Genomic DNA, 17415 nt, shown 5'->3' on the forward strand with positions numbered 1-17415 from the left:
TGCGCTCCGGCGCTCGCCGGCGAGGCCGTGGGCGCGGCCGCATCGACCGAGGGCGAATACCGCGACCGCATCATCGCCGCGCAAGCGCTGGCGCCGCTGCCGCCGGATTCCGACGAAGTCGCCGACAGCAGCGGCCTGCCGCGTTCGCTGCGCGTGCAGCTCGATCTGGCCCGCACCGAACGCGGCGATGAGGGCTACGGCGAACAAGGCCTGTCGGCCGGCGGTTACTGGGAAACCGCGGACTGGGGCAGCTGGTCGCTGGACGCGGCCGCCTTCCACAGCGACCGCGCGCGTTACGGCGACGGCGGCGGTTGGGGCGGCGCGGCCACGCTGTGGCAACGCGGCCTGTTCCTGGACGGCGGCTGGCGGCTCGACAACGGCCTGGGCGTGGTCAATACGCCGTCGCTGGATCTGCAGCGCAATCAGTACCGGTTCTTCCTGCCGACGGTGGCGCTGGCCGGCCTGAGCACGCAATGGAATCGCGATGCCGACGGCCTGAGCGCATATGCCGCGTTCGGCCGCGCCGGCCTCTACAACGGCACCCGCGTCACCGGCTTCGATACCGCCGACGGCCAAGTCGGCGCGGTCGGCGCGCAATGGCGGCCGGCGCCGGGCTGGACCGCGTCGGCGGCGCTGCTGAGCACCGACGGCCGGATCGTGCCCGACTCGCTCGGCGAAGCCGCGCTCGCCACCGGTTCATCGCAGGCCGCGCACTGGGCCGCGGCCTGGAGCTCGGCGCGCGATTCGGTACAGATCAATCTGCTCAACAGCCGCAGTTCTGGCGTTGGCGATGCGCGTAGCGATCGCGGCGACGCCACCGGCGGCTGGATCGACGCCAGTTCCCGGCGCGGCCGCTATCGCCACAACTACGGCCTGTTCTCGCTCGATCCGGGTCTGGTCTGGGGCGCGTTGCCGATCAACCAGGACGTGCGCGGCGGCTATTACCGCATCGCCTATCAATACGGCCGCTGGATCTGGAACGCCGGCGTCGATGACATCCACTCGATCAGCGGCCACGGTTTCGACGGCCAATACGCGACCGGCTTCGCCCGCTATCAGGCCAGCAGTTCGCTCGGTTACGGCGCCAGCGCCAGCCTGCGCCATGTCGAAGGCAGCGACAGTTATTCGCTGCAAGGCTTCCTCGACCGGCGCAGCGACTGGGGCCTGACCCGCCTGCAGCTCGATCAGGCCGACGGCGGCCGCGGCATCGGCCGCAGCTGGCAGGCCAGCATCGACCAAGCGCTGCCGCTGCGCGAAGGCCGGCGCCTGTCGGTATCGCTGGGCTACGGCGAATTGAGCTATCCCGATCAAAGCCCGACGCGCACCGCCAGCGTGTCGCTGTACGGCGGCATCGAACTGGGCCAGCGCTGGTCGCTGGACGGCAACGCGCGCTGGACCCGCGGCGACGGCCCGTCGGCGCTGCGCGGCGTCGATCTGAATCTCGGCTTGAACTGGCGCATCGCCCCGGGCTGGGGCTTGAGCGCGTCGCTGTATCAGAGCCGCGGCTCGCAACGCTCGCCGTTCGCGCTGGACCCGCTGACGGTGGATTCGCCGTTCCAGTCGCTGCCGCGCGAACGCTCGGGCTTCCTGAGCCTGCGCTACGACTATCAGGCCGGCCGCCCGCTGGCGGTGATCGGCGGCGCGCCGGGCGCGGCGACCGGCGAGGTCGCCGGCTCGATCTTCCTCGACGACAACGGCGACGGCGTGCGCGCGGCTTCGGAGCTGGCCGCGGTCAACGTGACCGTGGTGCTGGACGGACGTTATTCGGTGCGCACCGACAGCAACGGCCAGTTCGCGTTCGCACGGGTGTCGGTCGGCTCGCACCGCTTGCAGGTGATCGCCGACAACCTGCCGCTGCCGTGGTCGGTGGCCGACGGCGCGCTGCCGGTGACGGTGGACGTGCGCGATACCCGCCGCATCGATATCGGCGCGACGCGGCCGCGCTGAGGCGCGGCTTCGCCTGCCGTCGTTGGCGGCGCCGGCCTAAGCGATCGCCACGCGCTCGGCCGCCTGCCGCGACGCCGCCGAATTCGACAACAACCGCGCGGCCAGATCGCGCGCGGCCACGCGCAGCTCCGGCACCGCGGTGATCTCCCACAACTGCGCGCGCAGCAGCGGCCCGATCGCATACAGGCCGCGCACCGCCACGCCCTTGTGATCGAGCACTTCGAACTGCGCCGAACTGCGCAGCCCCAGGCCGAGCGGATCGGCCGCGACCAGCCCCGACTCGCGCAGATGCGCGATCAACGGATGGGTGCTGCGTTCGACATCGGTATCCAGGCCGGTGGCGCGGATCAACACGTCGAAACGCTCGGTGTGCAGGCGCTGGCCGCCGCGTTCGCGGATCAGCGCCTCGACCGCGTCGTCGCCGCGCCGCGCGCGCAGCAGGCGGCCGGCGCGGATCTGCAGCTGCCCGCTTTCGCGCAGGGCCTGCAGTTCATCGTGCAACTGCGGCGCGATGCGATGGCGCGCGATCTCCCAGTACGAGCGCAGATGGCGCAGGAAGCTGGCGCGCTGCGGCGTGGGAATGCCCTGCCAGAACTTCTGCAGATGCGGGCGCAAGGCATCGACCAGACTGCGCCAGTCGGCGATCACCGGCGTCAGCGTGCGCAGCGCGCGCAGCAGTTCGCGCGGCGCATGGCGGTCGAGCGCGTGCAGCACCGCCGGCGGCAGGGCGATCGCGTCCGGCGGCTGTTCGCCGTGCGCGCGCGGCAACAGGCCGTGTCGCGACAGCGCGACGATCTGCCCGCGATGGCCGCGCCGTTGCAGGGTGACCACCACATCGGCCATGGTCAGGCCGGTGCCGACGATCAACAGCCGCGCATCGGGCGCGATCGCGTCGATGGCGCCGTCCTGCCACGGCCAGCCCAGGTAGCTGGGGTGGATCGCCAGGCGCGGGCCGACGCCGGGCAAGGGCTGCGGCGGCAGCGCGCCGAGCGCGAGCACGACGCGGTCGCTGACGAAATCGCTGCCGTCGGCCAGATGCACGCGAAAGCCCGCCGACGCGCGTTCGACCGCGATGGCTTCGTGACGGATCTGACTGAAACCGGCGGTGCTGCCGGCGACGGCGGTCTGCAATTGCGCGTGCAGGTACTCGCCGTAGAGCAGGCGCGGCAGGTAACTGCCGCGGGCGCGGTCGGTGAGGTTGAGCCAGTCGGCGAAACCGCCGGGGCGATCGGGCGTCGCGCCCAGATCGCTGGCGCGCACGTTGAGCAGATGCTCCGGCCGCGCCTCGCCGTAGGCCACGCCGCGGCCGTAACTTTCCGTCTGGCCGACCAGGCACAACTCCACGCCCGGCCCGGCCTGGCGTGCCAACTCGCTGGCCAGCGCACTGCCGCTGAACCCTGCTCCGACGATCGTGATGCGCATGACGCGGCTCCTGCGACGCGATGGGGAGCCCACGTTCTAGAGGATCGCGCCGCGGTGTGTGTAAAGCGCGGGTTACCGCTTCGTAAAGCGGCGCGAACGATGCGGAACTTCGTCATTACTAACGGGAATTACGAGTGTCGCGGAATTGAAAAATGATGCGCAGCGATCGGTGTCTCGATTCCCTCTCCCGCAGGCGGGAGAGGGAGTTGTATTGCGGATGCTTGCAAACAGGAGCCGAGCCTTTCGCGAGCGCTGCGCAACAGCCCTTACTTCGGCCCCGCCAACCGCTTCGCCGTCCCATACGGCCAATGCTTCAACGTCCCGTCCTTCACCCAATCCAGCTGCATGCGCACATACCCCTCGGCGGTGCGCGTGTGCTGGCGCTCGCCCTTGGCGTCCTTCTCGAATTCCAGGATGCCGTGATCGGCCTGCGGGAACACCACGCTGGTGATCGGCCGGCCGGCCTGGCCCAGCGCGATCAAACGCTTCTGGGTCTCCTGCGGCGGCGCCTCGACGTCGTCGCCGCCCAGCACCCACAGCTGCGGCGTCTTCAAGGTCCTGAGCACCGGCATCGGGTCGTAGTCCCAGCTGACTTCGTAATCGTACTTCGCCATCTCCGCCATCGATTCCTCGCGCGTGTGCAGCGCGATCATGCCGCTGTACTCGCCCTTGAGCGACTTCCACCACGGCTCGCCCTGATATTTCGCGCGCAGCGCGTCGAGCGCTTCCCAGCCGCGCTTGCCGTTGGTGGACGCGATCAGGCCGGTGACGTCGCTCACCTCGCGCGCCTTGCGCAAGGTCTGCGCATCGCCGAAGCCGGCCGCGCGCAGGTCCAGCACGACTTGATCGCGATCCTCGGCCAGCACGCTGTCGGCCAGGCCGAAACCGACGAACACGAACTGCGCCTGCGGCGTCTTGGTCGCCGCCAACGGCGCGACCCAGCCGCCCTGGCTGCCGCCGTGGAAGCCGATGCGGCCGATGCGCGGGCCGCCCAGGCGTTGCGCTTCGCGCAGCGCCGCGGAGGCGTCGTCGGACAGGTCGTGGAAATTCTGCGAGTACTTGCCGCTCGATCCGCCGGTTCCGCGTTTGTCGTAGACGAACACGCCCACGCCTTCGGCCGGGAACAGATGCTGCTGGTAATAGGTGTCGACGCCGGAGTAGTTCTCCGAGCCGTGCACCATCACGATCACCGGCACCGGGCCGGAACCCTGCGGCAGCACCAGCCGGCCGCGCAGAGTGACGCCCTTGCCTTCGAACTTGGTATCGGCGATGTCGAACTTGATCTTCTTGCCGGCGTGTCCTTGGTACTGGATGCGGCCTTCGTCGCAGGCGCCGAACGACACCTGCACGCCGTCGGGCCGATCGGTCCAGCCGCGCGTGCTGACCCAGGCGCCGTCCTTCGGCGTCAGCTTGCCGGTGCGGCCGTCGAGCAGGCGCCAGCGCAGCTGCTCGGGTTTGTCGATGGTGCCCACCGAGACCACGCTGTCGTCGTCGAGACGATAGGCGCCGGCGTGACAGCGCGCGTCGGGCGCTTGGGCGGCGGCGGCCGGTTCGGCGGCGACGGCGGCGGCGCTGGCCAGCAACGCGGTCAACAAGGCGGTGGTGCGCAAAACGAAGGTGTTCATCAGCGAAGCCGTGGAAGGAGGTCATGGCTTGTGATGCGCGCCGCGCCGCGGCGGTTGCATCCGCGCGCGGCGAAAATTCGGCAACTGTAGACACTTTCGTTTTATCCGCCGATGTGCTGCTGCGCCGCGGACACGGGCCCGGCATCGCATCGCCGGCACCTGCCGGAAGTCACTTTCTGCCGCGCAAGCATTGCCAGCGCCGCGGCCGCGCCGCAGCATGCCGGTCATGACCACGCTGCTGCGCAGGACCGTGCTGCAACCGATGAACCTGCCGGCCCTGCTGACCTGGCTGGCGGTCGCGCTGTCGCTGCGCTACGCCGGCGACCGCGACGCGCCGATCCTGTGGCTGTCGATGCTGACCTTCGCGGCGAGCTTCCTTGCCCACGATCTGCTGCCCGAGCGCCGCCGGTCCTGGCGCGCGGCGCTGTTCGCGCTGGAAACCGCGAGCGCGCTGACGGTGTGCTGGTTCGCCTCGCGCGGCGGCGCCGCGCCGGCGCTGCTGGTGGTGCTGATCGCGCACCTGACCACGGCGTATCCGCCGCGCGTGCTGATCGCGCTGGCGCTGGCGATCAACCTCGCCCTGTACCTGATCCTGCTCTACGGCGGCAGCCCCGCGCCGCTGGTGATCACGGTGATCTTCGCCGGCTTCGAATCCTTCGCCGCGCTGATCGCGCACTACGCGCGCAACGCCGAGCAGACCCGCGACCGCCTCGCCCTGGTCAACGCCGACCTGCTCGCCACCCGCGCCCTGCTCGCCGACAGCGCGCGCGACGCCGAGCGCCTGCGCATGGCGCGCGAGTTGCACGACGTGGCCGGGCATAAGCTCACCGCGATGATGTTGAACCTGCGCGCGCTGGCGGCCGAGCCCGACCTCGCCGAGCGCCGCGAAGTGCAGTTGGCGCAGCAACTGGCCGGCGAATTGCTCGGCGACATCCGCGGCGTGGTCCAGGCGTTGCGCGATGCGCGGGGTCTCGATCTGGCCACCGCCCTGCGCGCGCTGGCCGCGCCGATGCCCAAGCCGGCGCTGGATCTGAGCATCGACGACGACATCCATCTGACCGATCCGGCGCTGGCCGAAACCTTGCTGCGCGTGGTCCAGGAAGCGCTGACCAACAGCGCGCGCCATGCCGAGGCCGAGCGCGTGGTCGTCGATATCCGTCGCGACGGCGCGACGTTGCGGATGCGGATCGAAGACGACGGCCAGGCGCGCGGCCCGCTGCGCGAAGGCAACGGCCTGGCCGGGATGCGCGAACGCATCGACGCCGCCGGCGGTACCCTGGCGCTTTCCCGCAACCGACAAGGCGCGATGCGCATCGACGCGAGCTTTCCCCTGAATCCCGCGAGGCCGGCATGAGCGCGCCGCCCAAGGCACCGCTGCGACTGGCCCTGGCCGACGATCAGATGCTGGTGCGCGCCGGCCTGCGCGCCCTGCTCGAACGCCTGGGCCTGCACATCGTCTTCGAAGCCGACGACGGCCAGGCCTTGCTCGATGGCCTGGCGCAAAGCCCGGTCGATGTGGTGCTCAGCGATATCCGCATGCCCGGCCTGGACGGCATCGACGCGTTGACGAAATTGCGCGAGCGCGGCGACCGCACGCCGGTGCTGCTGCTGACCACCTTCGACGACAGCGATCTGCTGCTGCGCGCGGCCGAGGCCGGCGCGCAGGGCTTCCTGCTCAAGGACGCGGCGCCGGAAGACCTGCGCGAAGCGATCGTGCGCGTCGCCGCCGGCGAAACCCTGTTGCAGCCAGTCAGCACCGGGCCGGTGCGCGCGCGCTACCGCTATCACGCCGACGACGCGCCGCGCGCGCTGTTCACCGAACGCGAGGTCTCGGTGCTGCGGCTGATGGCCGGCGGTTATTCGAACAAGGAAATCGCGCGGGCGATGTTCCTGGCCGAGGGCACGGTCAAGAACTATGTCTCGGTGATCCTGGAAAAGCTCGATACCCGCGATCGCACCCGGGCGGTACTCAAGGCGATTACCTTGCGGGTCATCTGAGGCCACCGCAGGGGTTGCTCCGCGAGCCCCGTCCTGCCTGGGTTTGCACCTCTCCGGCGCCGGTCGCGCCGACTTTTTTCGCAGGACATGTCACGGGTCGCAGGCCTGGATCGTCGAACAGGGTATAGACACATCACCCCCTGAGAGGACGCCCCCATGAGCGACACCGCCCCGGTCAAGTACGAACGCGAACTCCCCCAGCTGCTGACCCAGCTGGGCGGCGTGGAATCGGCGATCAAGAACCTGGCCGACGAAGAAAAACTGCCGCCGGCGATCTATCACCTGATCAAGCTGCGCGCCTCGCAGATCAACGGCTGCGCGTATTGCGTGAAGATGCACACGCGCGAAGCGCGCAGCGACGGCGAAACCAACGACCGCCTGGACCGGCTGGTGGTGTGGCGCCACGCCGGCGACTTCAGCGCCGCCGAACGCGCCGCGCTGGCCTGGACCGAAGCGCTGACCACGCTCGACGCCGCCACCGACTACGCGCCGCTGCGCGCCGAACTGCGCGCGCATTACGAAGAGCGGCAGATCGCGACGATGACCGCGGCGATCGCGATGATCAATCTGTGGAACCGGCTGCAGGTGTCCAAGCACTGAGTCGCGCGTATATGGCGGCGTGCGTGTCGCCGTCGCTGCCGGAACACTGCTTCACCGCAACATTTCGGCGACCGGAAGCGCTGCGCGTCCGGCTATCATCTGCGTCGCCTTTTTTGAACCCCTTGCACTTACATCGCCATGACCGCCGCCGAAGACAACCGCTTGTTCGCCCAGACCGCGCCGATGCTGACCGGCCTGGCCTATCGCATTCTCGGCTCGCGCGCCGACGCCGAAGACGCGGTGCAGGACACGTTCCTGAAATGGCAGGCCGCCGATCGCGCCAGCATCGACAACCCGGGCGCGTGGCTGACCACCGCGTGCACGCGCCGTTGCATCGACCTGCTGCGCTCGGCCCATCGCACCCGCGTGGATTACGTCGGCGACTGGTTGCCCGAGCCCATCCACGCCGAAACCGCCGGCCAACCGGAGGAACAACTGTCGCTGGCCTCCTCGCTATCGACCGCCTTCCTGTTGTTGCTGGAGCGGCTGACGCCGAAGGAGCGCGCGGCGTACCTGCTGCATGAAATCTTCGACCAGCCGTATGCCGACGTGGCGCGCATCCTCGACATGGAGGAAGCCGCCTGCCGCAAACTGGTGCAGCGCGCGCGCAGCAATGTCGAGCAGGCCAAGGTGCGTCACGTCACCCCGGCCGAACAGCAGGACCGCCTGCTGACCGCATTCGAGACCGCGCTGGTCGAAGGCCGCACCGCGCCCTTGGCGGCGTTGCTGTCGGAACAGATCGCCCTGCACGCCGACGGCGGCGGCAAGGTCAGCGCGGTGGCGCGCGCGCTGCATGGGCGCGACGCGGTGCTGGGCTTCATCGAATCGGTGCTGCATCCGGCCTGCCGCGAGGATCGCTGGGTGTTCGTCGATCTCAACGGCTCGCGCGGCGTGATCCTGGAACGCGAGGGCCGCATCGAGGCGGCGATGAGCTTTGGCTACGATGAGGACGATCAATTGCGCGATATTTACATCATGCGCAACCCGGACAAGCTGGCTCGGTTGGAGGCGGTGAAGATTCGTTGAGGGCGCGCGCCGCGGCCCCCAGGCTGTTCCCCCCTTTGAAAAAGGGGGGGTAGGGGGGATTTGCTTTTCACCGCGCACGAAGCAAATCCCCCGCGCGAGCCACATCCCCTCGACTTCGTGCCGACGCAACGCGCAGCCCCCTTTTTCAAAGGGGGCAAATTGACGCGCCGCAAAGCTGTTCCCCCCTTTGAAAAAGGGGGGTTAGGGGGATTTGCTTTTCACCGCGCAACACGCAAATCCCCCGCGCGAGCCACATCTCCCCGACTTCGTACCGACGCAGCGCGCAGCCCCCTTTTTCAAAGGGGGCAAATTGACGCGCCGCAAAGCTGTTCCCCCCTTTGAAAAAGGGGGTTAGGGGGGGATTTGCTTTTCACCGCGCACGAAGCAAATCCCCCGCGCGAGCCACATCCCCTCGACTTCGTACCGACGCAGCGCGCAGCCCCCTTTTTCAAAGGGGGCAGATTGACGCGCCGCAAAGCTGTTCCCTCCTTTGAAAAAGGGGGGTTAGGGGGGATTTGCTTTTCACCGCGCAACACGCAAATCCCCCGCGCGAGCCGCATCCCCGACATCGTACCAACGCAGCGCGCACCCCTCTTTTTCAAAGAAGGCCACAGACGCTACCGCTCCAACCCCTGCGCCCCCACCGAACGCAGATACCCATCCAACCCGCGCTCACGACTGTCGGCGAACGTCTCCCCGGTCACCACATGCGCGACGATCCGGTCCGGCCGGAAGCTGCGGTAATCCTCACGCAGCCGGCACCACGCCCCCAAGGTCCAGCTGCCGCCCCAGAACGACAAACACAGCGGCTCGATCTCGCGCTCACTCGCGCGCGCTTCGCCGTCGCGATAGGTCAACTTCAGCAGTTGCCGCCCTTGAACCGCGCCGTACAGCACGTCGATCAGCCCGCTGGCCTCGATGCGATTTTCCAGTTCCGGCGCGAAAATACGCGTGCGTGCGCTGCGATCGCGCAATTCCGGCGGCAGCACCGCCTCGATCTTCAACAGCGCCGCGGTGGCGCTGCGCCCCAGGCGCTCGCCGCCGAAGGCGCGCACGAAACGGCTGCCGACCACCAGGGCTTCGAGCTCGTCGGGATTGAACATCAGCGGCGGGATGTCCGCGCCCTTGCGCAGCAGATAACCGACCCCGGCCTCGCCCTCGATCGGCACGCCGGAACGCTGCAGGTCGGCGACATCGCGGTAGACCGTGCGCAGCGACACTTCCAGCGTCTGCGCCAGCTGCTGGGCGGTGATCGCTTGGCGGCGGCCGCGCAGGGCATGGATCAGCAGGAACAGTCGGTCGGCGCGGCGCATGCGGCATGATCCCGCGCCGCGCCCTCGCGCTCAAGCGCGCGCGGGCCGGCGCGCGATGGCCGCCACAGGTCGCGGCGGGCCCGGCCCGCCGTTATCACGCCCGCAGCTCCGAACGCGCCGTCGGCGACAGCCGCAAGCGCTGCGGCGCCTGCTTGAGCTCGCCCAGCAAGGCCTCGGCCAATGCCGCGCGCCAGCGCGGATCGGTGTCCAGCCGCGCCGCGTGTTCGCGCTGCGCCGCTTCGTCGGGATAACGCACGAACCACACCAGCAGGTGTTCGCCCTCGCGCACCGGCAGGCGCGGGTAGCCGTTCGGCGAGGCGTCATCGACGTAGGTCGCCAGCCACTGCGCGCCGCCTTCGCCGAGCAAGGGCGCGAACTCGCGTTCGAAGCGCGCCAGGAATCCGTCCTGCGCCGGCGCGTTCAAGGCGCACAGGCCGGCGATCACCACCTCGGCCGACTGTTCGCGGCTGCCGACCGCCGCGCGCGCGCGCGCGGCCGGCGCGAAGCCCGAGCCCGGCCGCGCCGGCTTGAGCATCAGCACGTCGTCGTTGTCGAGCAAGGTGGCGTTGGCCGCGTCGCGATGGGGTAGCCAGGTCGGGCCGGAATAGAAGGCGTCGAGCGAGGCCGCACGCAGGGCGTGATTGGGAAAGCCGCGCATCCAGGTGTAGCGGTCGGCATCGTCGAGATCGCGAAAGTGACCGATCACGTGCATGCCCACCGCTTCCTGCGATTCGATGAATTCGCGTTCGAACAGGTCGATCAAGTCGTCGCGGCGCCCGGGATTCATGCGGTATTGGCGCAGTTCGATCGTCGCGTCCTCGTGCAGCAGGCGGCCGTGCTCGTCGCTGCGGTGCATCCACATATGCCAGTTGGTTTCCCAGGTGCGGCCGCCGTCGGCGGAGAATTCCTGGTGCCAGTGCGCGGTGTTGGCGCTGATGTCGCTCCAGATGAAACGCGCCTGCACCGGCCGGCCTTCGTGTTCGAGTTCGCCATTGAAGCGGCCCACGCCCTGCTCGAAAACCCCGACCACCGGCGGCTCCAGCACGCCGTCGTGGCTGCCGGCCCACCAGATGCTCCAGTGGCGATGTTCCAGATTGAACAGGCGCAAGGTCATGCCCTGGAAGGTGTCGGCCATGCCGGGCCGATGCCAGTCGCTCAGAAAAGCATCGACGTTGCCCAGCCCGCCGAGCACCGGCTCGCAGGTCTGCCGGGCGTGGAAGATTTCCCAGTCGTCGCTGCCGCTCAGGCGCTGGCGCAGGCGTTCGTTGTGCACTTGCCAGCGGCCGTGCAGGAAGTCGAAGTCGTGGCGGCCGTCGGCGGCCGCGGAGTGGGTGTTCATGGGCGTCACCGGTGCGTTCATGGCAGACGGGTCATGTGCATGACCCAGTTGGTTTCCCAGCTCTTGCCGCCGTCGGGCGACAGCGCCTGCTCCCAGCGCACGCTGTCGGCGCGGATGTCGGTCCACAGCGCGCGCGAGGGCAGCATCGCGCCTTCATGCAGTTCCTGGCCTTCGAACACGCCCACGCCGTCGCGGAAGCCGCCGATCAGCGGCGCTTCGAGCACGCCGTCGCGGTCGCTGGCCCAGTACACGTGCCATTGCTTGCTCTGCGGCCGGTACAGGCGCAGGGCGAAGCCTTCGATGCCGCCGTTCCAGTCGGTGAGGTAGCGATCGACGCTGCCCAGGCCGGCCAGCACGGGGTGGCATTCGTCGGTGGCGTCGAATTCGATCCAGTCGCGGCTGCCGGCCAAGCGCTTGGCCAGACGGCGGTTCTTGACCTGCCAGCGGCCGTGATAGAAGTCGAAATCGTGGCGGCCGTCGGCCGCGGCTACGACAGCTTCGGGCGCGGACGCCTTGAGCGCGGCGCGAGGCGGCGCAGGTTCCGCCGGCAGCGCGCCGGCCAGCGCCGCCAGTGGCGCGGCGGCGCCCAGGCGCAGCATCGTGCGCCGTTGCTTGTCCACGTCCGTGGTATCCAATGCCCGCTCCCCTCACCGTGCCGATCGCACACCGGCACGATGGGCCCGGGCTGCTGCCAGCCTGCTGTCAGCAGGGCGGTGGCGCGGGGCGAAAGCGCAATCGCGGGATAACCGGGGTTGGCGCGCCCTCAGCCCGCGGGCGCGAGCGGGAACTGCACCCGTACCTCGAAGCCGCGGCCGGGGCCGCGCGGATCGTCGCTCGCGCGTTCCAGGCCCGGGCCGCATTCGATGCGGGCGCCGTGGGTCTGGGCGATGCGCGCGACCAGCGACAGGCCGATGCCGCTGCCGCCGTCGGGGCTGCCCGGCGCGCGATAGAAACGGTCGAAGATGCGGTCGCAATCCTCCGGCGAGACGCCGCAGCCGCTGTCGGCGACGCTGAGCACCACCGCGCCGCTGCTGTGCACCGCGCAGGTCACCGCGACCTGGCCCTCGGCGCCGGCATGGCGCACCGCGTTGTCGATCAGATTGCGCAGCAGGATGCCGAGCTGATCGACATCGCCCAGCAGGCGCGCGGGCTCGGCGCGCAGGCTGATGCGCTGGCGGCGCTCGCGCGCGAGGGTTTCGAAATCGCGGATCACCAGCACGATCAGGTCCGACAGATCCAGCGGCTTGAGCCGCACCGACTCCTCGCCCGCATCCAGCCGCGCCAGATCCAGCAACTGCTCGGACAAACGCGCGCTGCGCTGCACGCCGGCGTTGAGGCGCACCAGCGCGGCGTTCTTCTCTTCCAGGGTGGTCGCGCGCAAGGCCAGTTCGGCGTGCGTGCTCAACACCGCCAGCGGCGTGCGCAGTTCGTGCGCGGCGTCGGAGATGAAGCGGCGCTCGTGCTGGACCGCGGCATCGACGCGTTCGAGCTGATTGTTGAAGGCGTCCACCAGCGGCCGGAATTCCGACGGCAGCGCCTGGGTCGGCAGCGGCGTGAGATCCAGCGGCGGGCGTTGCTGCAGGATTTCGCGTAGGGCCGTGATCGGACGCAGCGAACGGCCGATGACCTTCCACGTCGCCAGGCCGAACAACACCAGGATCAGGCCGGCCGCGAGCAGACTGCCGGCGATCCAGCCCTGCAGCTCCTGGATCGCCATCTGCTTGCTGCGCCCGACCTGCACGATCAGGCCGCGGCGGTGATCGGTGAGCGTGTACACCTGCCACGGCTCGCCGCCGATGAGGCGGCGGGCGAAACCGTCCTTGAACGTGGGATTGAGCGGCTGCAGCGGCGCGGCCGCGGAATACACCACGTTGCGGCCCTGCGCCCAGACCTGGAAGCTCATCTTGCGATCGGCCGCGACCGGCTCGGTGATGCGCTTGGGATCGCGCGAAGGCAGCCGCTCCAGGCCTTCGGGCATCGACGCCAGCACTTGCTCGGCGATCTCGCGCAGCGAGTTGTCGAGCATGCCGGAGTGTTCGCGGCTGAGTTGCCAGACCTGGCACGCCAGCCATACGAACCACGCCAGCAGCACGGTCTTGATCAGCACCCAGGTCAGCTTCCAGCGCAGCGAGCGGCCGCCGGCGAAGGATTCGCGCCGGCCGCAGCGCTCCTGCCATTCGCGCCGGCGCTGTTCGTGATCGTGCCAGCGCTGGCGGCGTTCGTCGTGATCGCGGCCGTGGCGGCCGCCGCCGGCTTCGTCCTGCGCGGCGTGCGGCGGCGAGGCGTCGTTGCGGCCGTCGATGCTGCTCATGCCGGACCGCCGCCGATGCGGTAGCCGTAGCCGTGCACGGTCACGATCAGTTGCTCGCCGAGCTTGCGCCGCAGCTGATGCACGTATACCGCGATGGTGTTGCTTTCGATGGTGCCGGAGCTGCCGTACACCGCTTCTTCGAGCTGCTCGCGGGTGACCGCGCGGCCCTGGCGTTCGAGCAGCAGCATCAGGGTGCGGAATTCGTGGCCGCTGAGCGCGACCGGCTCGCCGTCGCGGGTGACCAGGCGCCGCGCCGGGTCCAGCACCACCGTGCCGCAGCTCAGCACCGGCGAAACCCGGCCCTGGCTGCGTCGCATCACCGCGCGCAAACGCGCGCACAGTTCGTCGAACTGGAAGGGTTTGACGATGTAGTCGTCGGCGCCGGCATCCAGGCCGGCGATGCGTTCGCTGAGCTTGTCGCGCGCGGTCACGATCAGCACCGGGGTGGCGTCGTAGCGGTTGCGCAAGGTGCTGAGCACGCCCAGGCCCGAGCCGCCGGGCAGGCCGACATCGAGCACGACCGCGTCGAAGTCGTGATCGACCAGCGCGGTCTTGGCCTGCGGCGCGTCGCCGACCCATTCCACGCGCCAGCCGTCGTCGGTCAGTCCCGCGCGCACGGCCTCGGCCAGCATCGCGTCGTCTTCCACCAGCAGGATTTTCATGCCTCGTCTTGCGTCATTTGGCCGCATCGCCAGGACTCAGGCTGCGCCGGCACGATTAAAAACTTCTTAAAAGCCGGCGCGCACGATCCACTCTGACTTCCCGTGGTGCCCCGCCATGTCCGCTGCCCGCATTTCGTTGCAGACACCGTTGGCGAGGATGCTACGCCCGTCGCGGCCGCCACGGCGCGCGGCGGTTCAGGCAATGGCCGCCCCCGGCCGCGATGTCCCCTCCGTCCCCCTAAACCGGAACCCCGCGATGAAACCCCAGCTTGCCGCGACCCCAACCGCTCCCGCCGAGCACGGATCCGTCGTCCTGACCGTGCGCCCGGTGCTGCCCGCCGATGCGCCCACCTTGATCGCGCTGTGCGATGAGCACGCCGACAGCCGCGCGCTGGAGCGCCGTCCCTACGGCCCGCCGCGCACCGATGCGCTGGAGTTGATGGAAGTCCTGTTCGAGCCGCCGTTCGGCGCCTGGGCGTGGCTGGCCGAGGTCGATGGCGAGGTGATCGGCTACGCCAGCGCGACCGCCGGGTTTTCGATGCTGGAGCGCGCGTATTGCCTGCAGCTGGACGATCCCTACGTGCGCTCGGCCTGGCGCGGGCGTGGCGTGGAGACCGAGTTGCTGCGGCATGCGCTGGACGCGGCGCAGCGTTTCGGCTGTTTGAATCTGCAATGCCAGTCGCCGGCCTGGAGCGAAGCTGCGCGCGAGCTGGATGCGCCGCTGCGGGCGGTGCGGGTGGAGGCGGTCAAGTATGTGGTGCGGACGGAGAGTGAGGTGGTGGTTGGGTGATGTTGGGGCGCGCGATGGAGTGGGAAGGTGGGGTTGGATTTTTTGCGGGATGCGCCGTGTAGGCCGTACTCCTCACTTCGCGCTTCGTGTCCTCACTTCGCAGTCCGCAGTCCGCAGTCCGCACTTTGTATTTCGCACTTCGCACTTCGCACTTCGCACTTCGTATTTCGTATTTCGCACTCCACGCTATTCACTCAGCACTACGCATTCTTACCTACCGTCATTCCCGCGAACGCGGGAATCCAGGGCCTTTCGTGCGAGAACGCTTGAAGTCACTGGATTCCCGCGTTCGCGGGAATGACGGACTGAAAGGATGACGCTGAAGCCTCTGGATTCCCGCCTTCGCGGGAATGACGGTCTGGAAGGATGGCGCTGAAGGCTCTGGATGTTCGGCTTCGCCGAAGTAGAGCAGAGCCCGCCTTCGCGGGAATGACGTTCTGAGGGATGACGTTAAAGGCGACGGCGAAAAAGTCTCGCGGTGCATCCCCTCACCGCCCCTCCAACACCTCATCCTCAACCCCACCATCGAACAGATCCGACTGCGCGATCGCCTCATCCTCTTCGACAAAACCCGACACACCCACACCGACCAGCCGGTACAAGGTCGATGCCGGCAACTCCACTCGCGCGCGCAGGCCGCAGGCCAGGTCGGCCAGTTCGGTTTCGCTCGTCGGCGGATGCGGCGGGGTCAGGCTGCGGGTGAGAATGCGGAAATCCGAGGTCTTGAGCTTGAGCACCACGGTGCGCGCGATGCGCCCGGGATTGCGCTGCAGTTCGCGCTGATAACCGGCCCAGGTCTTGGCCGCCAGTGCGCGCAGGTCGGCTTCGACCTCGCTCAGCGGCAGGTCGCGTTCGAAGGTGTCTTCGGAGGAAATCTGCAAGGTCGGCCGCGACGGCTCGACCGGGTGGTCGTCGATGCCGTAGGCCAGTTCGTGCAGGCGCCGGCCCCAGCGGCCGAAACGCTGCTCCAGCGCCAACGCGCCCAGCGCGCGCAGATCGGTGACGCGCTGCACGCCCAGTTCGGCCAGCTTGGCTTCCATCACCTTGCCCACGCCGGGCAGGCGCCCGACCGGCAGCGGCGCCAGAAACGCCTCGACCTGATGCGGCTTGACCACGAACAGGCCGTCGGGCTTGTTCCAGTCCGATGCGATCTTGGCCACGAATTTGTTCGGCGCCACCCCGGCCGACGCGGTCAGCCGGGTTTCCTCGCGGATCGCGTCGCGGATGGCTTCGGCGGTCGCGGTCGCCGAAGGCAGGCCGGTCTTGGTCGCGGTGACGTCCAGATAGGCTTCGTCCAGCGACAGCGGTTCGATCAGGTCGGTGTGGCGGGCGAAGATTTCGCGCACCTGCCGCGACACCGCCTTGTAGCGCACGAAATCCGGCGGCACGAACACCGCCTGCGGGCACAGGCGCTCGGCGCGCACCGCCGGCATCGCCGAGCGCACGCCGAACTTGCGCGCCTCGTAACTGGCCGCGCACACCACCGAGCGCGAGCCGCGCCAGGCCACCACCACCGGTTGCCCGCGCAGCGCCGGATCGTCGCGCTGTTCGACCGACGCGTAGAACGCGTCCATATCGACATGCAGGATCTTGCGGCTGGAAACCGGCTCGGACACGCGGCGCACGCCAACGGGAGGTGGCCGAATGGTAGCGCTGTTGCGCGCGCAGGCTGCGACCGCGCTTGTGCGCGAACCGGCGGCAATGCGGCGCGCGGCGGCGCCGGGGCGCGCCGCGCGTTTCGATCGGCGCGCCCGCAGCGGCGGCCTCAGGCCGGATAGATCGGCACCAGCACGCCGACGTTGTTGAATCCGGCGCCGTACAAACCATCGCCGTTGTCCAGGATCGGCGGATTGCCCAGCGCCTGCGCCAGCGCGGCATAGGCGGCGCCCACGTTGTCCTGCCACACCCCGACTTGACCCACGATGCACAGGTTCTGCTGGAACCCGACCAACAGCGCGGTCACCGTGGGCACGTCGGCGGCGCTGAAGACATTGCCGGCGCCATCGACGATGACCAGATGGATGCCGATCGCCTGCGCGCCGTTGTTGCTGGCGCCGATCACGCCGATGCAGGAGGTGAAGTTGGTGAACTTCACCGTGGGCTGTATCTGCTGCCCCTGAAGCGGCGGCACCGCATTGGCGGAGCCGTACTGGCATTCGGCGATCGCCAGCGGCTGGTTGGTGTAATTGATCTGATACGGCATCGGCGTCTCCCGGTCGCGGCGGTGCGCCGCGTGTTGGTCGGTTGTAGCGCGGCGCGAACGGGCGCGACATGCGGACGCGATCCGCAGACGGCCGGCGCAATCCGGCGGCGGCCGCGCGGAACGGGCGATCGATATCGCAGCGCGGCGCGGCGATCGCGCACGCCGACCGCCGTCGCGAA

Annotated in this window: 14 protein-coding genes and 1 pseudogene; 6 read left to right on the forward strand and 9 right to left on the reverse strand. The window is 69.1% G+C overall.

Features of this window, described 5'->3' with window-relative positions:
- The first annotated feature begins 27 nt into the window (after positions 1-27).
- A complete protein-coding gene (locus AB4Y92_RS12410; protein WP_441819926.1) occupies positions 28-1947 on the forward strand; it encodes a hypothetical protein in 1920 nt (639 codons plus the stop codon).
- A gap of 36 nt (positions 1948-1983) precedes the next feature.
- Here AB4Y92_RS12410 and AB4Y92_RS12415 read toward each other — a convergent pair whose 3' ends face one another.
- Both AB4Y92_RS12415 and AB4Y92_RS12420 read right to left on the reverse strand, forming a co-directional pair.
- On the reverse strand, positions 1984-3369 hold the full coding sequence (locus AB4Y92_RS12415; RefSeq protein WP_441819927.1) for an FAD/NAD(P)-binding protein: 1386 nt from the start codon (positions 3367-3369) through the stop codon (positions 1984-1986).
- A 266-nt stretch (positions 3370-3635) separates the two neighbouring features.
- Positions 3636-4994 carry an alpha/beta hydrolase family protein gene (locus tag AB4Y92_RS12420; RefSeq protein ID WP_441819928.1) on the reverse strand — a complete coding sequence of 453 codons (1359 nt, stop codon included), beginning with the start codon at positions 4992-4994 and terminating at the stop codon, positions 3636-3638.
- Between the two features lie 111 nt (positions 4995-5105).
- Here AB4Y92_RS12420 and AB4Y92_RS12425 point away from each other — a divergent pair.
- The 4 genes and pseudogenes from AB4Y92_RS12425 (at position 5106) to sigJ (ending at position 8618) form a co-directional block, all read left to right on the forward strand.
- Positions 5106-6348, forward strand: a pseudogene (locus tag AB4Y92_RS12425) (sensor histidine kinase).
- Entirely contained in the window at positions 6345-6992 is a 648-nt protein-coding gene (locus tag AB4Y92_RS12430; RefSeq protein ID WP_441819929.1) for a response regulator transcription factor, read from the forward strand. The pseudogene AB4Y92_RS12425 and the gene AB4Y92_RS12430 overlap by 4 nt, the downstream one beginning before the upstream one ends.
- 156 nt (positions 6993-7148) lie before the next feature.
- A complete protein-coding gene (locus AB4Y92_RS12435) occupies positions 7149-7592 on the forward strand; it encodes a carboxymuconolactone decarboxylase family protein (protein ID WP_441819930.1) in 444 nt (147 codons plus the stop codon).
- Between the two features lie 138 nt (positions 7593-7730).
- Positions 7731-8618, forward strand: a complete 888-nt coding sequence (gene sigJ, locus AB4Y92_RS12440) for an RNA polymerase sigma factor SigJ (RefSeq protein WP_441819931.1) — start codon at positions 7731-7733, stop codon at positions 8616-8618.
- Between the two features lie 617 nt (positions 8619-9235).
- Here sigJ and AB4Y92_RS12445 read toward each other — a convergent pair.
- The 5 genes from AB4Y92_RS12445 to AB4Y92_RS12465 form a co-directional block, all read right to left on the reverse strand.
- Positions 9236-9931 (reverse strand): helix-turn-helix transcriptional regulator, encoded by a 696-nt coding sequence (locus tag AB4Y92_RS12445; RefSeq protein WP_057941083.1) that lies wholly within the window; start codon positions 9929-9931, stop codon positions 9236-9238.
- A gap of 94 nt (positions 9932-10025) precedes the next feature.
- Positions 10026-11270 carry an NIPSNAP family protein gene (locus AB4Y92_RS12450; protein ID WP_441819932.1) on the reverse strand — a complete coding sequence of 415 codons (1245 nt, stop codon included), beginning with the start codon at positions 11268-11270 and terminating at the stop codon, positions 10026-10028.
- A 17-nt stretch (positions 11271-11287) separates the two neighbouring features.
- Positions 11288-11905, reverse strand: a complete 618-nt coding sequence (locus AB4Y92_RS12455; protein WP_441819933.1) for a hypothetical protein — start codon at positions 11903-11905, stop codon at positions 11288-11290.
- 128 nt (positions 11906-12033) lie between these two features.
- Positions 12034-13581: an ATP-binding protein gene (locus AB4Y92_RS12460; protein ID WP_441819934.1), complete on the reverse strand. Its 1548-nt coding sequence runs from the start codon at positions 13579-13581 to the stop codon at positions 12034-12036.
- Positions 13578-14243, reverse strand: coding sequence for a response regulator transcription factor (locus tag AB4Y92_RS12465; protein ID WP_215055064.1), 666 nt, complete (start codon positions 14241-14243; stop codon positions 13578-13580). Before AB4Y92_RS12465 ends, AB4Y92_RS12460 begins: the two co-directional genes overlap by 4 nt.
- A gap of 256 nt (positions 14244-14499) precedes the next feature.
- On the opposite strand from AB4Y92_RS12465, the gene AB4Y92_RS12470 reads away from it, so the two are divergent.
- Entirely contained in the window at positions 14500-15033 is a 534-nt protein-coding gene (locus AB4Y92_RS12470; RefSeq protein WP_441819935.1) for a GNAT family N-acetyltransferase, read from the forward strand.
- Between the two features lie 488 nt (positions 15034-15521).
- Here the strand turns inward: AB4Y92_RS12470 and dinB are convergent, their stop codons facing one another.
- Positions 15522-16649, reverse strand: coding sequence for a DNA polymerase IV (gene dinB / locus AB4Y92_RS12475; RefSeq protein WP_441819936.1), 1128 nt, complete (start codon positions 16647-16649; stop codon positions 15522-15524).
- Positions 16650-16798: 149 nt separating this feature from the next.
- Entirely contained in the window at positions 16799-17236 is a 438-nt protein-coding gene (locus AB4Y92_RS12480) for a hypothetical protein (RefSeq protein ID WP_441819937.1), read from the reverse strand.
- Positions 17237-17415 lie beyond the last annotated feature (179 nt).

Source organism: Lysobacter sp. TAB13 (assembly GCF_052113885.1).
Taxonomy (GTDB): domain Bacteria; phylum Pseudomonadota; class Gammaproteobacteria; order Xanthomonadales; family Xanthomonadaceae; genus Lysobacter; species Lysobacter gummosus.